Origin of the sequence: Flagellimonas abyssi, assembly GCF_019457905.1 — a bacterium.
Taxonomy (GTDB): Bacteria; Bacteroidota; Bacteroidia; order Flavobacteriales; family Flavobacteriaceae; genus Flagellimonas; species Flagellimonas abyssi.
The window spans coordinates 1-16,618 of sequence record NZ_JAHZSV010000050.1 but is presented as its reverse complement, the minus strand read 5'-3'; the positions used below and the strand labels follow the sequence as shown (position 1 = coordinate 16,618).

The 16,618-nt window shown below is 34.8% G+C and carries 13 protein-coding genes; 10 read left to right on the top strand and 3 right to left on the bottom strand.

The annotated features are described in order from the left end of the window. Positions 1-209 precede the first annotated feature (209 nt). Together mobB and K1F36_RS18655 are read right to left on the bottom strand one after the other, a co-directional pair. Positions 210-1,232 carry a MobB family relaxase gene (gene mobB, locus K1F36_RS18660; protein ID WP_220115139.1) on the bottom strand — a complete coding sequence of 341 codons (1,023 nt, stop codon included), beginning with the start codon at positions 1,230-1,232 and terminating at the stop codon, positions 210-212. A gap of 5 nt (positions 1,233-1,237) precedes the next feature. After that, on the bottom strand, positions 1,238-1,822 hold the full coding sequence (locus tag K1F36_RS18655) for a BfmA/BtgA family mobilization protein (RefSeq protein ID WP_220115138.1): 585 nt from the start codon (positions 1,820-1,822) through the stop codon (positions 1,238-1,240). A 467-nt stretch (positions 1,823-2,289) separates the two neighbouring features. Between K1F36_RS18655 and K1F36_RS18650 the strand changes: the two genes are divergently transcribed. From K1F36_RS18650 to K1F36_RS18620, 7 genes are all read left to right on the top strand, one after another. Beyond that, positions 2,290-3,123 carry a phospholipase D-like domain-containing protein gene (locus K1F36_RS18650; RefSeq protein ID WP_220115137.1) on the top strand — a complete coding sequence of 278 codons (834 nt, stop codon included), beginning with the start codon at positions 2,290-2,292 and terminating at the stop codon, positions 3,121-3,123. Positions 3,124-3,278: 155 nt separating this feature from the next. Next, positions 3,279-3,971 carry a hypothetical protein gene (locus K1F36_RS18645; RefSeq protein WP_220115136.1) on the top strand — a complete coding sequence of 231 codons (693 nt, stop codon included), beginning with the start codon at positions 3,279-3,281 and terminating at the stop codon, positions 3,969-3,971. A 146-nt stretch (positions 3,972-4,117) separates the two neighbouring features. Next, a complete protein-coding gene (locus tag K1F36_RS18640; protein WP_220115135.1) occupies positions 4,118-4,810 on the top strand; it encodes a hypothetical protein in 693 nt (230 codons plus the stop codon). A gap of 157 nt (positions 4,811-4,967) precedes the next feature. Next, positions 4,968-5,294: a hypothetical protein gene (locus K1F36_RS18635; protein ID WP_220115134.1), complete on the top strand. Its 327-nt coding sequence runs from the start codon at positions 4,968-4,970 to the stop codon at positions 5,292-5,294. Next, positions 5,269-6,237, top strand: coding sequence for an MvdC/MvdD family ATP grasp protein (locus K1F36_RS18630; protein ID WP_220115133.1), 969 nt, complete (start codon positions 5,269-5,271; stop codon positions 6,235-6,237). The genes K1F36_RS18635 and K1F36_RS18630 overlap by 26 nt, the downstream gene beginning before the upstream one ends. Further along, positions 6,224-6,952, top strand: coding sequence for a hypothetical protein (locus tag K1F36_RS18625; protein ID WP_220115132.1), 729 nt, complete (start codon positions 6,224-6,226; stop codon positions 6,950-6,952). The genes K1F36_RS18630 and K1F36_RS18625 overlap by 14 nt, the downstream gene beginning before the upstream one ends. A 586-nt stretch (positions 6,953-7,538) precedes the next feature. Next, positions 7,539-8,507: an RES domain-containing protein gene (locus K1F36_RS18620; protein ID WP_220115131.1), complete on the top strand. Its 969-nt coding sequence runs from the start codon at positions 7,539-7,541 to the stop codon at positions 8,505-8,507. A 166-nt stretch (positions 8,508-8,673) separates the two neighbouring features. On the opposite strand, the gene K1F36_RS18615 is transcribed toward K1F36_RS18620, so the two are convergent. Beyond that, positions 8,674-9,924: a site-specific integrase gene (locus K1F36_RS18615; RefSeq protein ID WP_220115130.1), complete on the bottom strand. Its 1,251-nt coding sequence runs from the start codon at positions 9,922-9,924 to the stop codon at positions 8,674-8,676. An 815-nt stretch (positions 9,925-10,739) separates the two neighbouring features. On the opposite strand from K1F36_RS18615, the gene K1F36_RS18610 reads away from it, so the two are divergent. The 3 genes from K1F36_RS18610 to K1F36_RS18600 all read left to right on the top strand — a co-directional run bounded on the left by K1F36_RS18610 (position 10,740) and on the right by K1F36_RS18600 (position 16,445). After that, on the top strand, positions 10,740-13,157 hold the full coding sequence (locus K1F36_RS18610) for a TonB-dependent receptor (RefSeq protein WP_220115129.1): 2,418 nt from the start codon (positions 10,740-10,742) through the stop codon (positions 13,155-13,157). A gap of 517 nt (positions 13,158-13,674) precedes the next feature. After that, positions 13,675-14,889, top strand: a complete 1,215-nt coding sequence (locus K1F36_RS18605; RefSeq protein WP_220115128.1) for a lanthionine synthetase C family protein — start codon at positions 13,675-13,677, stop codon at positions 14,887-14,889. 8 nt (positions 14,890-14,897) lie between these two features. Further along, the gene (locus tag K1F36_RS18600) at positions 14,898-16,445 is read left to right on the top strand and encodes a lantibiotic dehydratase family protein (protein WP_220115127.1); all 1,548 of its coding nucleotides are present in this window, start codon (positions 14,898-14,900) and stop codon (positions 16,443-16,445) included. Positions 16,446-16,618: the final 173 nt, after the last annotated feature.

Genomic DNA, 16,618 nt, shown 5'->3' with positions numbered 1-16,618 from the left:
GCAGGCCACCCTACATGTGCAGCAAATGGAATGACAAACCAATTACTCTTTGTCTTTCAAAATAAAAGGAGAGCGAAACCCTGTTTTGCGCTGCAAGCGTCCCAATTCTTACCATAACTTTTGCGCATGGATCCTATCGGGTTTTTGTAGTGTTCCGGTAGATAAGCGTGAAGCAAAAACACGATAGGGCGCAACCTACTTTTTGGATTTCAGTAGCCCATATCCTTACCTGTGCCCCTAGCCTTATCGATACCCCTCCCAAGTGCCTTCATAATCTTGGCCGCAATCTGCACTTTATTGGTCGGTATACTGGGAGCTTTGACTCCCATTGTTTTGAGTAGTTTAAAGGCCATGTCCTTTTCCTTGGTGGGCAGCCCCATGACCTTGGCAAAGAACTTCCCCGGTTCCTTGGTATGGGCCTTTCTACCAACATAGGATTCCACATAGTTCCTTTTGAAGCCCGTTGTCCTGTCAAAGGTCTTCTCGACCGATTGGTAAAAGCTGTCCCGATCAAAGCCCCTTTTTACCATCTTTCCGTTTAGTTCCACTTCCGAAGCCTTATGTTTTGCCATTGGGGAAAGCGTATAGGTGTTGGTTATGTCCCTTCTGCTTACTATGATATGGATATGGGTCTGAGGCCCCTCTTTTTGCATCCCTGCGGCCACCAACTGTCCATTCTGTTTGTGTGGGGCCAATCTTGTTTGTTCTGCAATCTGCTTTTCAAGCTCTTTGACATTCCCGATGGATTCGCCCCGTTCCACTTTTCGTATCTCATTCCTGAGCCTTGCTATTTCTCCCCGGTATGGTGCATTCTCCTGTACCTGTTTGTCAAAGCCGCGATAGGTGCGCTCATGCTCGATCTTTGCGTAATATTTCAAGTTCTCGGCCTTGACCTCTTGGTTCCTATGGAAACTCTTGGCATAGTCCTCCATAAGTTTCCTTGTGTATTCCCTTAGCATATTTGGATCACTGCCGATAGCCTTAAGTTCCCTTTGGTTCGGACTGACCACTATGGAATAGAATTTCGGGTCCTTCCGCCTTAGTTTGGCCGTATTGGCATCTATTTCATCGATGACCGTTTGAGGGCTTACGTTGTCGTTCTCTTGGTCAAAGAATTCCTCCCTGAGTTCGGGCAATCTGTCCTCGTTTTCCTTTTCCAGATAGTCCACATAGTTCCCTACACTGGAGTTGTAGGTACTGCCCATTTTCTGTGCTGAGATGGTAAGGTACATGAGCGTTATCTTAATTGATGTTTCAAGCTTTCAAAATCCCCGATGCCTATATTGATTTTCAGATAGGTCTTTCCCATCATCGGCTCCACCTTCTCGACATTATGGAGGATTTCATTGCAGCGTTTTTTATATTCATTGAATTCTTGCAGCATTCTTTCATGCTCCACTTTTGGAACGGTGTTCCGAGGCTCCAAAAAGTCCATTCGCTCTTCCTGTAACTTAACGGGTTCACGTTTAGGTGTCCTCCCATCCTTTACATAGGCCTCATAAAGAATGAGCATCATTTCATAGGTGGGCCGGATACTGGTCTTTTCCATGTTCTTGATAATGGCGATGAGCCTATCGAATTTCTTCATCATTTTCACCTCCAACTTTTTGATACTGTCAAGGATGATCTTTGTTCCCTCCCCAAAAGGGTCAAGGTTGTTCTCCTTGAAGTATTGTATCATCCCATCCAAAACATCGCTATGGGACTTGTTGAACCTTTTGGAATAATTGCGGAAGCGTGTGGCCGTTTCTTTCTTTATGGTGATATTGGAATAACCACCGCTTCCTTTCTTTGTTCTCTCATTTGTTGATTGCTTTTCCATAGGTGCGATTTTGTTTTTTAGTGAAATTGCGTCAATTTTTTCGTCAAAAATTCTCAGTGTTTACAGGGCTTCCCAAAGGGTTTACAGTAGATTTTGGAAAAGTCTACTGTAAACCCTGATTTTGTACAGTATTCCGAAATTTTTTTAATTAACTGGTTTTCAACTTGTTGAAGACCCGAAAACAACCGTGATGGCGCAATTTGCGCATCACCCTCTTGCTTTACATTTTTCTTTTGCGAAGCAAAACAAAAAAGAAAGCGATCAAGTTTTGGAAGCTAAATCTTTCATTTCATGACATTATTTAAAAGCCTTACAGAATTCCACACTTAACAATTAATTGAAATTTCTTACATTTAGCTTAATCTCCCCCAAATTTAATGTTCGTCCAGTAATTTTCTGGGCATAGCTAACCAAATTAGTAAAATATACTAATAAAAGTTGGGTATATATTCAAGTTAGGCACAATTATGAAAAAACATCGAGAACATCCATTGACTTCTTCGGAATTACAAAAAGAACTTACTAAAATGAAAAACGCTAAAGACAATTTAAATGACTTTGTGATTCCCAACGACCGATATTATACTGACACAATCGGAGCGAATGAAATGATTGTTTCTCAAAATAATTCAGCTAAAGTAGACTCACCGAATTTTGACAGTGTTGAAACACATTTTAGGAATATTGAACAATCTTTAATAGACAAAATTTTAGAATTTAAGGATGACTTAATTGTTGGCTGTGTTGCTTGGTTAACATCTTATCGAATTTTAAACGCTTTAGCAAAATGTAAAAATGTTCAAATTGTAGTTCAAAAAGAGGATTTTTTAAGACCAGACATGAATTACAAAAATAAAAGTGATTGGAAATCGACTTTACAACAAAAATATAATCAAGTAAATTGTGATATGGAGAGATTTATGTTTAAGTCGCCAATGGGAGATTTAAGCGTTTGTGCTGACCCCACTGTGGATGGAATTAGATGTGTCGGAAATCATAATTCAGAGAAAAAACCAGCATTCCCGAGAATGCACAACAAATTTTTGGTTTTCTGCCGTGTAAAAGAAAGTGAAAAGGTGGAGAGTTTCAGCTACAAAGCTGTTTCTGCCTGGACTGGTTCTTTTAATCTAACCCAAAATGCGACTTATTCAATTGAAAATGCGATTTCATTGGACGACAACAGCGGAAAAAATGAAATTATTAATGGCTATTTAAGAGAGCATCATCAAATTTTTTGTATTTCAGAAAAACTGAACTGGGAAAAGGACTGGATTGAACCTGAATTTAGAATTGGAACATAAATAGCAGGCCTAACATTGTACAAAAATAATAGCGGTTTAATCGCTAAAACGAAAGTGAAATTTATAAAACAAACAACAGTAATAAACCGAAAAGTAAGCGTATAAAATCCGCTAATATTCTTATACTAACCGTTGTAAACAATGTCAAAAACCGAGTGAAATACTACATTGGAGCATATTATCTGATTAAATTAAAACCTGTCGAATATGGAACGATTAAAGGGTCGGAAATCTATACTTGTAGTCGTTGTATAAATGACTCTTTTTTTGACTCTTGGGCAATTTCTTGGGCAGCAACAGAAAAGAAAGAATTAGAAGAAACTAAACTAACGTTTAATCTGACTGATAAAAATGTTGAGGAAATACAAGTTTGGGCAGACAAAAAATTGGACGAAGAAAAACTCGGTTGGATAAACACTTTTTCGGACTTAAAAACATTGACTGAATACAAAGAAAAGTTCTTCCCGAATGATTCTTACTTTGAAATATTAAGTATCAGCTTTCCCGAATCAAATTTGAACGCAGCTCTGGAAATGATAAAACCGACTGAATCAAATAGCGGAGAAATTGGAATTTATGGCAAACTTAAGAACAAAGAGCTTGATTTAGAAAAAGACGAATTTTTAGGTTACGACATAATCGGAATTGAAATAAGTGGAGACTTCCATTCTTTTCATTGTAATGACTTGGCAAATGACTTAAAAGATAAATTTGGACTTAAAATAAACGAATTCGGACTTTTTGAAAAAGTTGAGAATTGGAATCAAATTATTGGGTTTTTAAATGACCCAATGAACGCTGAACCTGTTCCTTGGTTTTATGTCAAAGTAAATAGAATTAGAAAATGAAAAAAGCTGTGTTTACAACAATGTAACCGAAAATTAACGCATAATAACCTAACTGACGGTTATACGAGACCGCTAGCAAACATATGACGAAACCAACCTGCCGACTTTGCAAAGAAGAAAAGAACTTAATAAAAAAGTCCCATATTATGTCGGATTTTCTTCACAAAGATATGTTCGATGAACATCATAAACTAAGAGCTTTTGACCCGAAAGAATTTTTAAAAAAGAACCCAAGAGTTTCAAAACCATCATCAGGTACTTATGAAGGTGGACTCTTATGTAAAAAGTGTGATAATGAAACAATTGGAAAACATGAAACTTATGCTTCAAAACTTTACAATGGACGGTTAAATAAAAACGAAAAAATAAAATGCCATTACTCTTTATCTGTGGACGGAATAAAGACACTAGAACTTTCGAAAATAAATTATAGTTCTTTCAAATTATTTTTGTTATCCCTTCTTTGGAGAGCACATATTTCCAGTAGAGACGAATATGCGGAAGTTGACCTTGGACCTTATGCTGATAAAATTGCAAATTGTCTTCTAAATGAAGACCCTGGAAAAGATCTTGACATTATAATATCCATAACCAAATTAGATCCTGATGCAAATTTTTCGACTTTCATTGGACAACCAAGAAAACATAAGATTGGAGATTCGACATCATACTCAATTATAATCAACGGATATATCATTGTTTATCATCTCAAAGAAAATAATCTGACTAAAAAAATTAATCATCATCGACTTAAAGAAGACGGGACAATGACAATATTAGAAGTACCAAAAGGAAAGGTTGAACCATTCGTAATGAAGTATGTTGGAGTTGCAAAATAAAATACGTTTGCTAAAAATGTAACCGCAATTACTTCGGATTCGACTACGTCCGAATCCACTCGGAATTGCTAAAGCCTGTGTCAAACCGAAAATTAACGCATATCAACCTGTAAATGAAGGTTCTACGAGACCGTTGGCAAACATTTAAAACAAAATTATGAAGTCCTTATTATTAGATTATTCTGAAACTAGAAAAGGTATAGCCACTAAATATTATGAATATGATTTTAATCAATCATTAAATGTCGTAACGATAAAAGGAAAACAAAAAATTTTCATCGAAACAAATAATGATGATATTTCCTTACTCACAAAAACAAAAGTTAAGCAAGAAAGTGATGATAACAACCAAAGCATTTTAGAACTTCAAACGAAAACAGAAGTAAAACAAGAAAGAGATGATGAGGCAAATACAACTCTAGAACTTCAAACAAAAACCTTGGTTAAGCAAGAAAGAGATGACGAAAGTTTTAGTAATAACTAATAAATCAGATATAACCTCAGATTTTATAATTAGAAGTCTAAAAAAAGAAAATATAGATTTCTATAGATTTAATACAGAGGAGCTAACAAAATCCTTAGAATTAACTATAGATCTCTCCTCAAAAAAATATTCAATTTTTGATTCTAATCAGGAGTTAAATATAGATTTAACATCATTTTCTTCAGTCTATTATAGAAGACCAGAATTACCATTAATTTCTAATGAAGGATTAACCAATGGAGAATTAAAGTTTATACAAAATGAAATAATTTTTAGTTTAGAAGGCGTCTATAAAATATTGAAAAATGCTTATTGGATTAGTCCTTTATATTCCATTAGGGAAGCAGAAAACAAAATTTACCAGTTACAATTAGCCGAATCTTTAGGTTTTAAAATTCCAGAAAGCATTATTTCGAATTCTGCAAAGAATATTAGATCCTTCTATTCAAAGAATAATGAAGAATGTATTATCAAACCAGTCAAATCAGGTCTGATTGATGACGAAAAAGAATCAAAAGTTGTATTTACCAATAAGCTCAAAATCTTACCGACATCTGATAATAAAATTAAAGTAAGTCCCAATTTTTTGCAAACCGAGATAAAAAAGAAAGGGGATATAAGGGTAATTGTAGTTGGAAATAAAATCTTTTCGACATTGATAGATTCACAATCAAATGACTCAACTAAAACAGATTGGAGAAAAGGTGAAAAACCATTAAACCACCAAAAAATTAATTTACCAAAACAGGTAGAAAATAAATGCATCAGTCTATTAAGAAAATTAAATTTGAGGTATGGTGCAATAGATTTTATTTTGGATAAATCAGGAAACTATATTTTTTTAGAAATAAACCCTAATGGTCAATGGGCTTGGATTGAAAATCAAACGGGCTATCCAATCTCGAAGGAAATAGTAACACTTTTAAAGAATGAAAATTTTTAGTCAAATTCGTGAATTTTTCTGGCCTCTTCTTGAAAAAGAGGAAATCAAACCTAGAAAAAAATTAGAGGAAAAAGATATTAATGTTGATAAAAGACATCTTGAAGAAACACTTAAATATGCTATAGAAAATTATAAATCTGAAGAAGAGCGCAGAAAGAATATAGAGAGTAAATCTTCATTATTCATTAGTATCATTAGTGTTGTAACAGCTGTAATTTTAGGTGTAACGACTGTTATAATAAAGGTTGATAATTTCAATTTTATCCTACTTATATTAGTTTTTATTCTATTTATCCTATCAGTCTATATGTCTAGAACAATTTGGTTTGCCTTAAAAACTTTGGAACGAAAAGCATATTTTTCTATATCCATAAATGACTTTTTAATTAGAGAAAAGCAAGATGATTATTTCAAAAAATTAATAGTTAAAATATCAAATAAAATAAATCATAATTCACTAGTAATTAATGAAAAAGTAGATAATATGACTATGGCACAAGAATATTTTAAAAGAGCAATAGTTGTAGTTTCCATATACTCACTACTTATCTTGATATACTTTGGTTCGAAAACGGGATTGGATTATGAATTATATATCAAGAAAAGTTTTGAGACATTTAATTCCCTTAATATATCGGGATGGAACATTTTGATTATGTATTCTTTGATAATAATTTCCTTATTTACAAGTATCAAAGCGATTAGGAAAAATTAAAACTGTAGATACCCCGATTTTAGGATAGATTTTCTATAAAACTAACATATTATCAAGCCGCTCTCTTAATTAGATTGATAGGTCTTGATTTACCAGGCCCATCCATTTTTTCGTGAAAAATTTGTCGATTTTATTGGGCTGTCGGTATTTTTCCGTGAAAAAATTCAAATATCTCCCTTTAAATAATTTTTAAAAACTATATAATTAATTGAAAATAAATGCTTTGTAAAAAATCACATACATGAAACATGGCGTTAGCCTGTTACCCTCTTGCTCTACCGCTTTTCCAAAAAGTGGAAAACCGCTACGACCTGTGACCGCTGGCCCCAGCATTTAAACAACATTTAGTGGTTTTAAGGACTCCTAAGAACATATGACAATAAATGTCCCAATGATTTTTGTATAATCCGCTAAGCTCTTTGTTCAAGAATCTTTTCAATTGTCCCATTAAATAGGACGCCATAAATTAATCAACTTCGATTGAGTTCATTTCAAATTAATAGCTTTATCATCACCAAAAAAATAATTTTAGATAATAGATGTATTTTACATCTCTATAAACAAGTTGTAGTACAATTAAACATTGATGAAGGATTCTTATAATATTCCAGGATATGAAGATGCTAAGAGATATGTAGAGAAACTTCAAAATGTCGATTGGCCTATGTTCAATAACTATTCGACAACAAAGGAGTATATAAAAGCGGTTCAAGATATTATCTTCACTGACTTTGAATTTATCCCTAATATCCTTAAAAGACTTAAACCATCTAAATTTCTTTTACCGTTTTATAGGGTAAGAGCTGTAAGTTCCTTTACGGATATCAATCTCTTTTCAGAACACAGTTATCCACCAATCAAATTAACTGGCTTCAATAGATGTAATTTTCCGAACAGTCCAGTTTTCTATTGTTCAGACAACCCACTGGTAGCCCTAAAAGAAGTTGTGCGGAATAATGATTATAGTTCAATAAAGTATTGCCTGTCCAAATGGGAGCTCGATGATTCCGAAAATGAAATTATTTTTCAATCCTTTTTACATATGCCATTACTTGATGGTAGTGATTATAAATCATTAAGAGATGCTGAAATAGAACAATTCCAAACTCTTTTTAATGGAATTACTGATGATCAAGTGCTGGGTCTGATAGAGCTCCTAAAGTTCCTACACAATGCATTTATAAATGATGCTAATTATGAATTATCCGCAGCACTAGCATATCGTTCCTTAAATCCACCTCATAACTATGCAACTGACATATTAATGTATCCCAGCATCCAAACTGATTATAAAGGTGTGAATATGGCCATACATCCAAATTTTGTTGATAATCGGATGAAACTGTTGAGGTTTTATATTGTAGAATTAAAGAGTCACAATCTTGATTCCGGAAGATTTAACATTTCTATTACCAAATATGGATTAATTAATAGAAATAAAATTACATGGTATAATGTAAGGCCTGATGACGATAATTACCTAAAAATGTTCAGGGAAGACTTTAAAAATCAAATGAATGATGGGGATGAATATTCGTTCATAAGGACAGAATAAACGTGCCACAACAATGAGCCATAAATGAGACCTTTGGCAAAGTTTAAATAAATAATGAGTGTTTTTATTCTTTCCACCAACATACGCATGGTATAATCCACATATTTTTTAAAACCTGATATATTTTTAGAAAGCTTGTGACAATCCCTACTATTTTGAAAACTGATCATTGAATCCCAGACTTAATGTCTTGTACTGATTTCTTGGAATAAATCTGCATCACCTTCTGCATGTCCTCCCCTATTTTCTCTTGTAAGACCCTTGCATAAATTTGGGTGGTCGAGAGTTTACTGTGTCCCAACATCTTTGATACCGTTTCAATTGGGACACCATTGGACAAGGTTACGGTTGTCGCAAATGTATGTCGGGCCATGTGAAAGGATACGTTCTTGTATATCCCACAGGCCTTTGCTATTTCCTTTAAATATGCATTGGTCTTTTGGTTGCTATAAACGGGCAAGAGACCAATATCCTCCATTGGTGCCTCTTCATATTTCTTCATGATCTCCACGGCTCTGGGAAGCATTGGAATCTTTACAGGCTCATTGGTCTTTATCCGCTTGGTATAAATCCAATAGTTACGATCGATACCTTTGCTGATATTGTCCTTGGTAAGAAGCTTGATGTCCATAAAGGTGAGTCCCGTATAGCAACTGAAAAGAAAGACATCCTTTACCCTCTCCCTACCTATGCTTGTGAAAGTGGTTTCGTCAATCAGATCGATTTCTCTTTGTGTAAGATAGTTTCGGTCAAATTTGTTGAAACGTAGCTTGAAGTTTCGAAACGGGTCTTTGTCCAACCATTCCAACCTGACACCCAATCGCACAACCTTCATCAAGCGTTCCAAGTGCTTCATGGTTCCATTGTTGGTACAGGTCTTGCGATTCTTCTTTGGTTTGAAAGTCCTGATATAGTTTTCGAAATCCAAAATGAACTTGTGCTTTAGATTGCTGAGTGGTACATCGCTGGTCCTTAGTTTTGTAGAGATGTAAATCTTTAAATATTTCTCTGTGGAATAGTAATTCTTCATAGTTCCGGGCTTTAGGGTATTGACCATGTTTGTATTGTGGTATTCGAAAAGCTCCAAAAGGGTATGGTTCACTTCATCCTCCCCGACATACCTGGCCTTGATCAATCTTGCCGTTATCAATGCCCTTTCCATGTGCAACTCCCTATGAACATTGAGGATTTCCCCATAAACGGTATCAAGATATGCGTTCAAATCTTCCATGATTCTACTGGTTGGGAACGCTTTTCCACGAATTTTGTCCCAATTGCACACCGGAATGTCCCGTTTGATACTGATTTCTGCACGCTCCTTATTGACCGTTATGCGAACATATATATCGTATATGCTCGGGTCATTGCGCTTTTTCCTGACGAAGAAATTGATTCCTAAAGTACTGTCTGTCCGCATGTTGTAATCGTTTTAATTGAACAATTGTTACTGGTCGGACTGCCCTTTAACCTCAATCGTTCATACCTAAAACTACAACAATCTGTGTACCAGTGTGCACACCTTATTGCACACCAAAAACTTGGTTTCAAATGATATCAGATGGAATCATAAAAAATGAAAAGCACTGATAATCATGCAATTAACAGTGCTTTGTTTCTGCCAAAATGGCGGTTCGTCGGGATGACTGGAAGAAAGTAGTATTTACAACTAACTAATAATCAACACATTATACTGCTTCCCAATACTGATTAACCGAACTCTAAACTGTCTATAAAACAGCACATTCAGATGCAAAACTTATAGATATTTTGCAGGTTGAATTTAATAAAAAAATTCTTCAAAAAGCGAATTTAATAAACAGCAGATAATATTGTTTTATAACCTTTTCAAATTTTCAGATAATTATTTGCCGTTGTAAATCTTTCTTTGGGCCAGTATTTAAATGGAAATCAACTCACATAAAAAACCTATTTGAACTTGTATTGGTTATCATATTTTTCAAGACTAATGCGCAAGTAGACAAAAAACTACTTCAACAAAAAGTTTCTAAAAAGTCTAAAAGTTCCAATTTTGTCAGCATAGTAAAAGCTCTAGGTTATAGAGAAGGAGATGAATTACTCGTTTGGACAATATTCACTACATTTTAGAATAAATTCCAAATCACCTACAAGTTTTTCTTTGATATTTTGTATTTTCATGTAACTTAATTCTTACAAAAATAGCTTCCTATCCCTATGATTTGTGCTAATTTCGTTGAAATATTTACTGAAATCATGAAAAAAATAGATTTTCCATTCTTTGTTTTTATTTTAATTATTACAACAGCAGCGGTATCTGCTCAAACCTTAGTTTTTAAAACTAACCGAAAATGGAATGAACCATTAATTAATTTTCAGGAAAATTTTAAAGATTCCTTGACATTATGGCCAGAACGCGTGATTTTACAAATTGCAAACACCCACGTTAATCCAAATGAACCTATATTTTTTAAAGCGTACCTAGCATCTGGAAAACAACTTAAAAGATATACCAAAAGTGGAGTCTTAATTATAGAAGTTTTAGAAGATAATGGTATTTTGTTAAAACGCCAGTTTCATAAAGTAAACGCAGGGATTGTTCATGGACAGATAGAACCACTTGAGAATATTGAAGCAGGAAGATATACCGTTAAAGCCTATACTCGTTGGTCAAAGAATTATGGCCCTGATTTCGCAGCATGGAAGAAAATTCAGATAGGAGTTGTGACAGGAATTGAAGAGCAAAAAAATAAAACCTCTGGGATTTCTATAATACCTGAAGGAGGTGTTCTTTTGAATGGTCTTGAAAATAGGGTTGTTATTAAAATCCCATCAAATCAAGTACAAAAAACAAGAAGTAAAGGAAAAATAATAGATGAAAAAAAAATAGAGATAGCTGAAATTTCTTTTTATTCTTCGGGTCTTGGCTCTACGACTTTTAGACCAAAGAAAGGGAAAACTTATAAGTTAGAATTAGAAGACGGAACTCTAACTCCAATTCCAAATGCAAAAGAAGAGGGTTTTCTTGTACGTGTAAACAATCTAGAAGCAAATACTACCAAAATTCAAATTACTGCTTCAGAAGGAGTTGTAGACTCAGACGTAAAGTTAATTGGAATATCAGGAGGATTGAAATATTTTGAAAAGAGATTAGATTTCAGTAAAACCAGAATTTTAGATGTTAAACTTTCCAAGTTAAATTTCCCTTCTGGCATTTTTACTTTAAAGTTAGTAGATAGTCTTGGTTCTGTTCTTGCGATTAGACCAATTTGGATAGATGGAGAAAGATTGAATATAGATATCAATCCAATAAACAAGAATATGAAAACCTATAAAATAAAAGTAACTAATTATAATGACTCTCCAGTAAAATCACAGTTGGCTATTAGTGTCAATAGATACCAACCTGATATCACAAAGAATTGGAATCAAAATATTTATGAACGTACCAGTTTGTTCACATTTGGGGAAAGCTTTGAAAAAAACAAAATATCAAGCTACAGAAAAGATACTTTTTTAAAAGACCTGAGCCTGCTGTCATGTATTGATGATATTGAAATTTCTTCTTCAGAAAAGGACATTACTGCAAAAGCATTATTTTCATTACAGAAAGGACTGGAAATTATTGGTTACGCATATGATTTGAACAACACATTATTAAGTAATTCAAAAATCCAAGTAGTAGTGACTAATGAAAATGATGTTTGGATTGGAGAAGTAAAAACGGATGCCCAAGGCCTACTAAAATTAGAGAATATCCAAATCAGTGGAAATGCAACCTTAATTGCCAGAACAGAAGGTGAAGATGTTAAATCTAGATTGGTGAAAATAATACCTATTAACGATAAGGATAAAAAAACCAACACTTTGATACCCTATGTCATAAAAAATCCAGTGCGGCAGGACAATCGCCAGAACATCATCTTCGAAAATTTTGATATTGACTCAACAGGAAAAACTATTGTATTGGATGAGGTGGAAGTAGTTGAAAAAAATAATAAAAAGAAAAAATACACTCCCTCTGTATATGGTATTGAAGTACCTCCCCAGCGTGTGAAATACCAAGATTTTGAAAAGCCTAAGAGCCTTATTCAGTTGCTTTCTGAGTTTTCAGGAGTCGTGATAACTGGAGCCGAAACATTAAATCCTTCTCTAAGAGTCGTAAGTGCTTCCGGACCTGTTTTATGGGTTTTGGACGGTTTTCCATTATCTCAGAGAGGAGGCGGAACAACAATTGATTCAGGCTTGGGGAATAGAAATGAAACTCAAAATTCCTTAACCGACATTATGGCTTTGGCCAATCCACGGGATATTGAAAGAATTGAATTACTAACAGGACCAGATGCAGCAATCTATGGTACCAGAGGTTCTGGTGGGGTCTTCGTAATATATACTCGAACTGGAAGTGAATTGGATTCCTTCTCCAGAAAGGAGGGTGAAATGGCTTTTGAAGGTTATACCGTCCCGCTTAATTTTAGTGAATACAAGGAACGACTTTCTAAAAGAAGAGAACAAAATACTAATTTATTGTATTGGAATCCTAAATTGGAAACAGATGAGAAAGGAGAGGCTATTATTACCGTTCCCGAATTACTTAATAATTCTGTAATTAAAATTAAAGCAAGTGCTATTTCATCAGATGGTGAAATTGGGTCCACAAGTATAATTAATTGAGTTTAATATACTACCCTAGGAGGAGCATATAAACTGAACTTGTTTGGAAAATTAAATAAAACGTTAAATTAAATATAATTGATTCACCTTTACTTAATTTGGAAGTCCTGTAGATACCCCAACCTTCAGGACAGTTTCTCTACAAAACTAACATATAATTATCAAGCCGGTCTTTTAAATAGATCAATAGGTCTTTCATAGTCGATGGATTGTTATCTTCTTTCATGGTTGTAATAATCAAAGCATTGTAATAATTGAGTTGATGCCTAGCACCAAATAACTAAAGTCCGAGGCTTGTTGGTTGCTATTTGCATTTTCTATAAAACGTAATTGCTCAAAAACTCAAGTCTAGATAGAGATAAATAAATTATTACCGTTATTGGAATGATGATAGCTACATTTTTCATCCTTTCAATGAAGACTAATAGTAATTTATTTTATATTTTCAACAAATAAGTAATTTCTTTATTGAAAAGAAAGAAATTTACTATACAAAAATGTCAAGAATGGTTTTCAAATGAAATATACTAAACATTTTAAAAAGACTTTGGATGATATCGGCGAAATCATTGTTTCAAAATATACGAGTCAAACTGAATTGGGGGTTTTGGCAGGGCTTTCGGGATTGGCCATGTTCCAGTTTTATTACTCAAAATATCTAGAGGATGGGGACAGTTCAAATATTGGTCTGGAAATGCTTTCATTTGGTATTGAAAAAATTAACTCAGGCTATTCCAATCCCACTTATTCAACTGGTATCACTGGTTTCGGCTGGACCATTCAACATTTGAACAACTCTAATTTTATCCAGTTAGATTGTGATGAGCTACTTTCCCCATTTGATGAATATCTCTATAACTACATGTTGGCTGAATTCAAGATTGGCAACTATGATTTCCTACATGGAGCACTTGGTTATGCATTTTACTTTTTAAGTAGATTTGAAAGCACTGGGGATGTCGACTTAAAAAAACGCTATAAGGCCTATCTATTGGAGTCTTTAGCCTATCTTAACGATTTATCGATCAAAACGGATAGTGGTTTAACTTGGGAGTCTATTCTCGACATACACAAAAGGAACAAAGGCTATAATCTGTCCCTTTCTCATGGGATCTCCAGCATACTTAATTATTTGGCACGGCTATACCATACCGGAATTGAAAAAAAAACCACTTTAGCCTTAATTCAAGGAGGTGTCAGCTACATAACCAACTTAGAAAATAAGGATATAAACAATTTTGCACTTTTTCCCAGTTGGGTAGAGCCTGGTGAAAAGATAGATTACAATGGAAGGGTGGCATGGTGTTACGGAGATCTGGGAATCGGCCTTTCGCTTTTACGCGTGGCAGAATCCATCTCGGATAATCAATTAATGAACTACTCCCTAAGGGTTTTAAAACAGACAACAAAAAGAAAATTACCTAAAGACACTTTGGTGAACGATGCTTCCATTTGCCATGGATCTTACGGAAACGCATTGATATACGACAAACTACAAAGAAAAAAATCTGATAGGACCTTTCAAGGTTCGTATAAATTTTGGATTGAGGACGGCATCCAAAAAGCGACCCACAAGGATGGTTATTGTGGTTACAAGCAATGGTATCCATCACAACAGAAGTGGTCTCCTGAGCTTTCTTTATTAGAAGGAATAGCTGGAATAGGTTTGGTGATCATCGATTACCTTTCCGAGAATACTACTAAATGGGACGAATGTCTAATGATTAGTTAACAAAAAAAATGAACAAAAATAAGAATCCCTATAAATTTTTCTCAAACTATGTTCTTAGAACGCCCTTGTTAAGTTTTGATTATTATAAAAAACTAACGCAAGATGAATATGTCTCCGATGAAGCCTTAAAGGAATGCTTCAATGATCCATTGATAAAGGAGTCCTGCTTTTTGGCATCTCCAACTCTTTTCTTTGAGTTGGAAAAATGGGTGAAAGGTGAGCTGGATACCGTTAAAGAAGATAAAGTTAGGCTGTCATTTTTTAAATACCTGACCAGAATGTGCACTCGTTGTACACCTTTTGGTCTTTTTGCAGGTTGTAGTTTAGGGTCTTTTGGTGATCATACATCCATAAGGAATTCGAGCCCAGTCCAGAATAAAAGACACACCCGTTTGGATATGAATTATCTAGTGGCACTCTCTCAAGATATCTCTAAAAAAAAACAGATTCGTGAAGAATTGATGTTCTTTCCAAATACAAGTATCTACCAAACAGGAGATCAGATAAGATACGTTGAGTATTATTATATTAACAATATCAGGCAGCATCACGTGGTCGAGGTTGAAAATTCCGACTACCTGCAAAAAATATTTGCCAAGGCAAAGGTCGGTGCAAATATTCAAGAACTTACCGAAGTACTGATTGAAGAAGAAATATCACGTGAGGTAGCAGAAGGTTTTATTGAGGAGTTATTGGATAGCCAATTGCTCATAAGTGAGTTGGAGCCCTCGGTTTCGGGTCCAGAATTTATGTCCCATATTTTAGAGGTTTTAAAAAAATTAAAAAACTCCAATGAGGAAGTTAAATTATTAACCGACATCGGAATGCGGTTGAAGGATTTGGATAAACGCTTGTGCAACCCGCCGAACACCTACATCTCCCTTAGCGACAAAATCAAGGACAATCCGACACCCTTCGATATCCGATTTTTATTTCAGACTGATTTGGAGCTGAGGCCCGAGGAGAACAAACTTTCATTTAGCCTTATGAAGTCCTTGAAAAGAGGAATGGTATTAATGAATAAACTAACCCTTCAAAAGACAGACGATAATCTATCTAAATTTAAAGAGGCTTTTCTTGAGCGCTACGATGAAAGAGAAATGCAACTTTCAAAAGTTCTGGATGTTGAAACAGGAATTGGCTATATTCAAGGAGGGGTAATTGGCGACTTCAATCCTTTGGTGGATGATATCCTACTGCCCCAACAGGACGATTTCTATCGTAAGACTACTATTGTCCATAACAAGATCCATCAAATTCTTGAAGAGAAGCTGATTCATTGTGAGAAAACAAATGGAAAGAAAGTGGTTTTCACCAAAAATGACTTTGATGATTTCCCGATAAATTGGGATGACCTTCCAGACACGTTATCCGGTATGATCAGAATTGTATTGGAAGATAATTGCGAAAAAATACTTTTTGCCGGGATGAGTGGTTCAAGTGCGGCAAACTTACTGGGCCGGTTTTGCCATGGAGACAAAAAAATAAATGATTACACGCAAAAAATAGTCGATACAGAGGCTGAGATGAACCCTGAGTGGAAACGCCGGACATAGTATACCACCTTCGCCGGATAATATTGAGCACACTTTAACATAATACAAAAATCTGAATTTCATAACACTATATCAAAATATTGGGTGGCTCAAATTTTCCGTTTTGGGTGGTCTCAACCATCCGGCCCATCCACCTGGCGGTGGAAGCCCTCCACGGCATTGGTGGTATAGAT

Excerpts from the sequence above, each read along its gene's own strand:
- mobB (WP_220115139.1), bottom strand. The coding sequence starts at position 1,232 with ATGTACCTTACCATCTCAGCACAGAAAATGGGCAGTACCTACAACTCC.
- K1F36_RS18655 (WP_220115138.1), bottom strand. The coding sequence starts at position 1,822 with ATGGAAAAGCAATCAACAAATGAGAGAACAAAGAAAGGAAGCGGTGGT.
- K1F36_RS18650 (WP_220115137.1), top strand. The coding sequence starts at position 2,290 with ATGAAAAAACATCGAGAACATCCATTGACTTCTTCGGAATTACAAAAA.
- K1F36_RS18640 (WP_220115135.1), top strand. The coding sequence starts at position 4,118 with ATGTCGGATTTTCTTCACAAAGATATGTTCGATGAACATCATAAACTA.
- K1F36_RS18635 (WP_220115134.1), top strand. The coding sequence starts at position 4,968 with ATGAAGTCCTTATTATTAGATTATTCTGAAACTAGAAAAGGTATAGCC.
- K1F36_RS18630 (WP_220115133.1), top strand. The coding sequence starts at position 5,269 with ATGACGAAAGTTTTAGTAATAACTAATAAATCAGATATAACCTCAGAT.
- K1F36_RS18625 (WP_220115132.1), top strand. The coding sequence starts at position 6,224 with ATGAAAATTTTTAGTCAAATTCGTGAATTTTTCTGGCCTCTTCTTGAA.
- K1F36_RS18620 (WP_220115131.1), top strand. The coding sequence starts at position 7,539 with ATGAAGGATTCTTATAATATTCCAGGATATGAAGATGCTAAGAGATAT.
- K1F36_RS18615 (WP_220115130.1), bottom strand. The coding sequence starts at position 9,924 with ATGCGGACAGACAGTACTTTAGGAATCAATTTCTTCGTCAGGAAAAAG.
- K1F36_RS18610 (WP_220115129.1), top strand. The coding sequence starts at position 10,740 with ATGAAAAAAATAGATTTTCCATTCTTTGTTTTTATTTTAATTATTACA.
- K1F36_RS18605 (WP_220115128.1), top strand. The coding sequence starts at position 13,675 with ATGAAATATACTAAACATTTTAAAAAGACTTTGGATGATATCGGCGAA.
- K1F36_RS18600 (WP_220115127.1), top strand. The coding sequence starts at position 14,898 with ATGAACAAAAATAAGAATCCCTATAAATTTTTCTCAAACTATGTTCTT.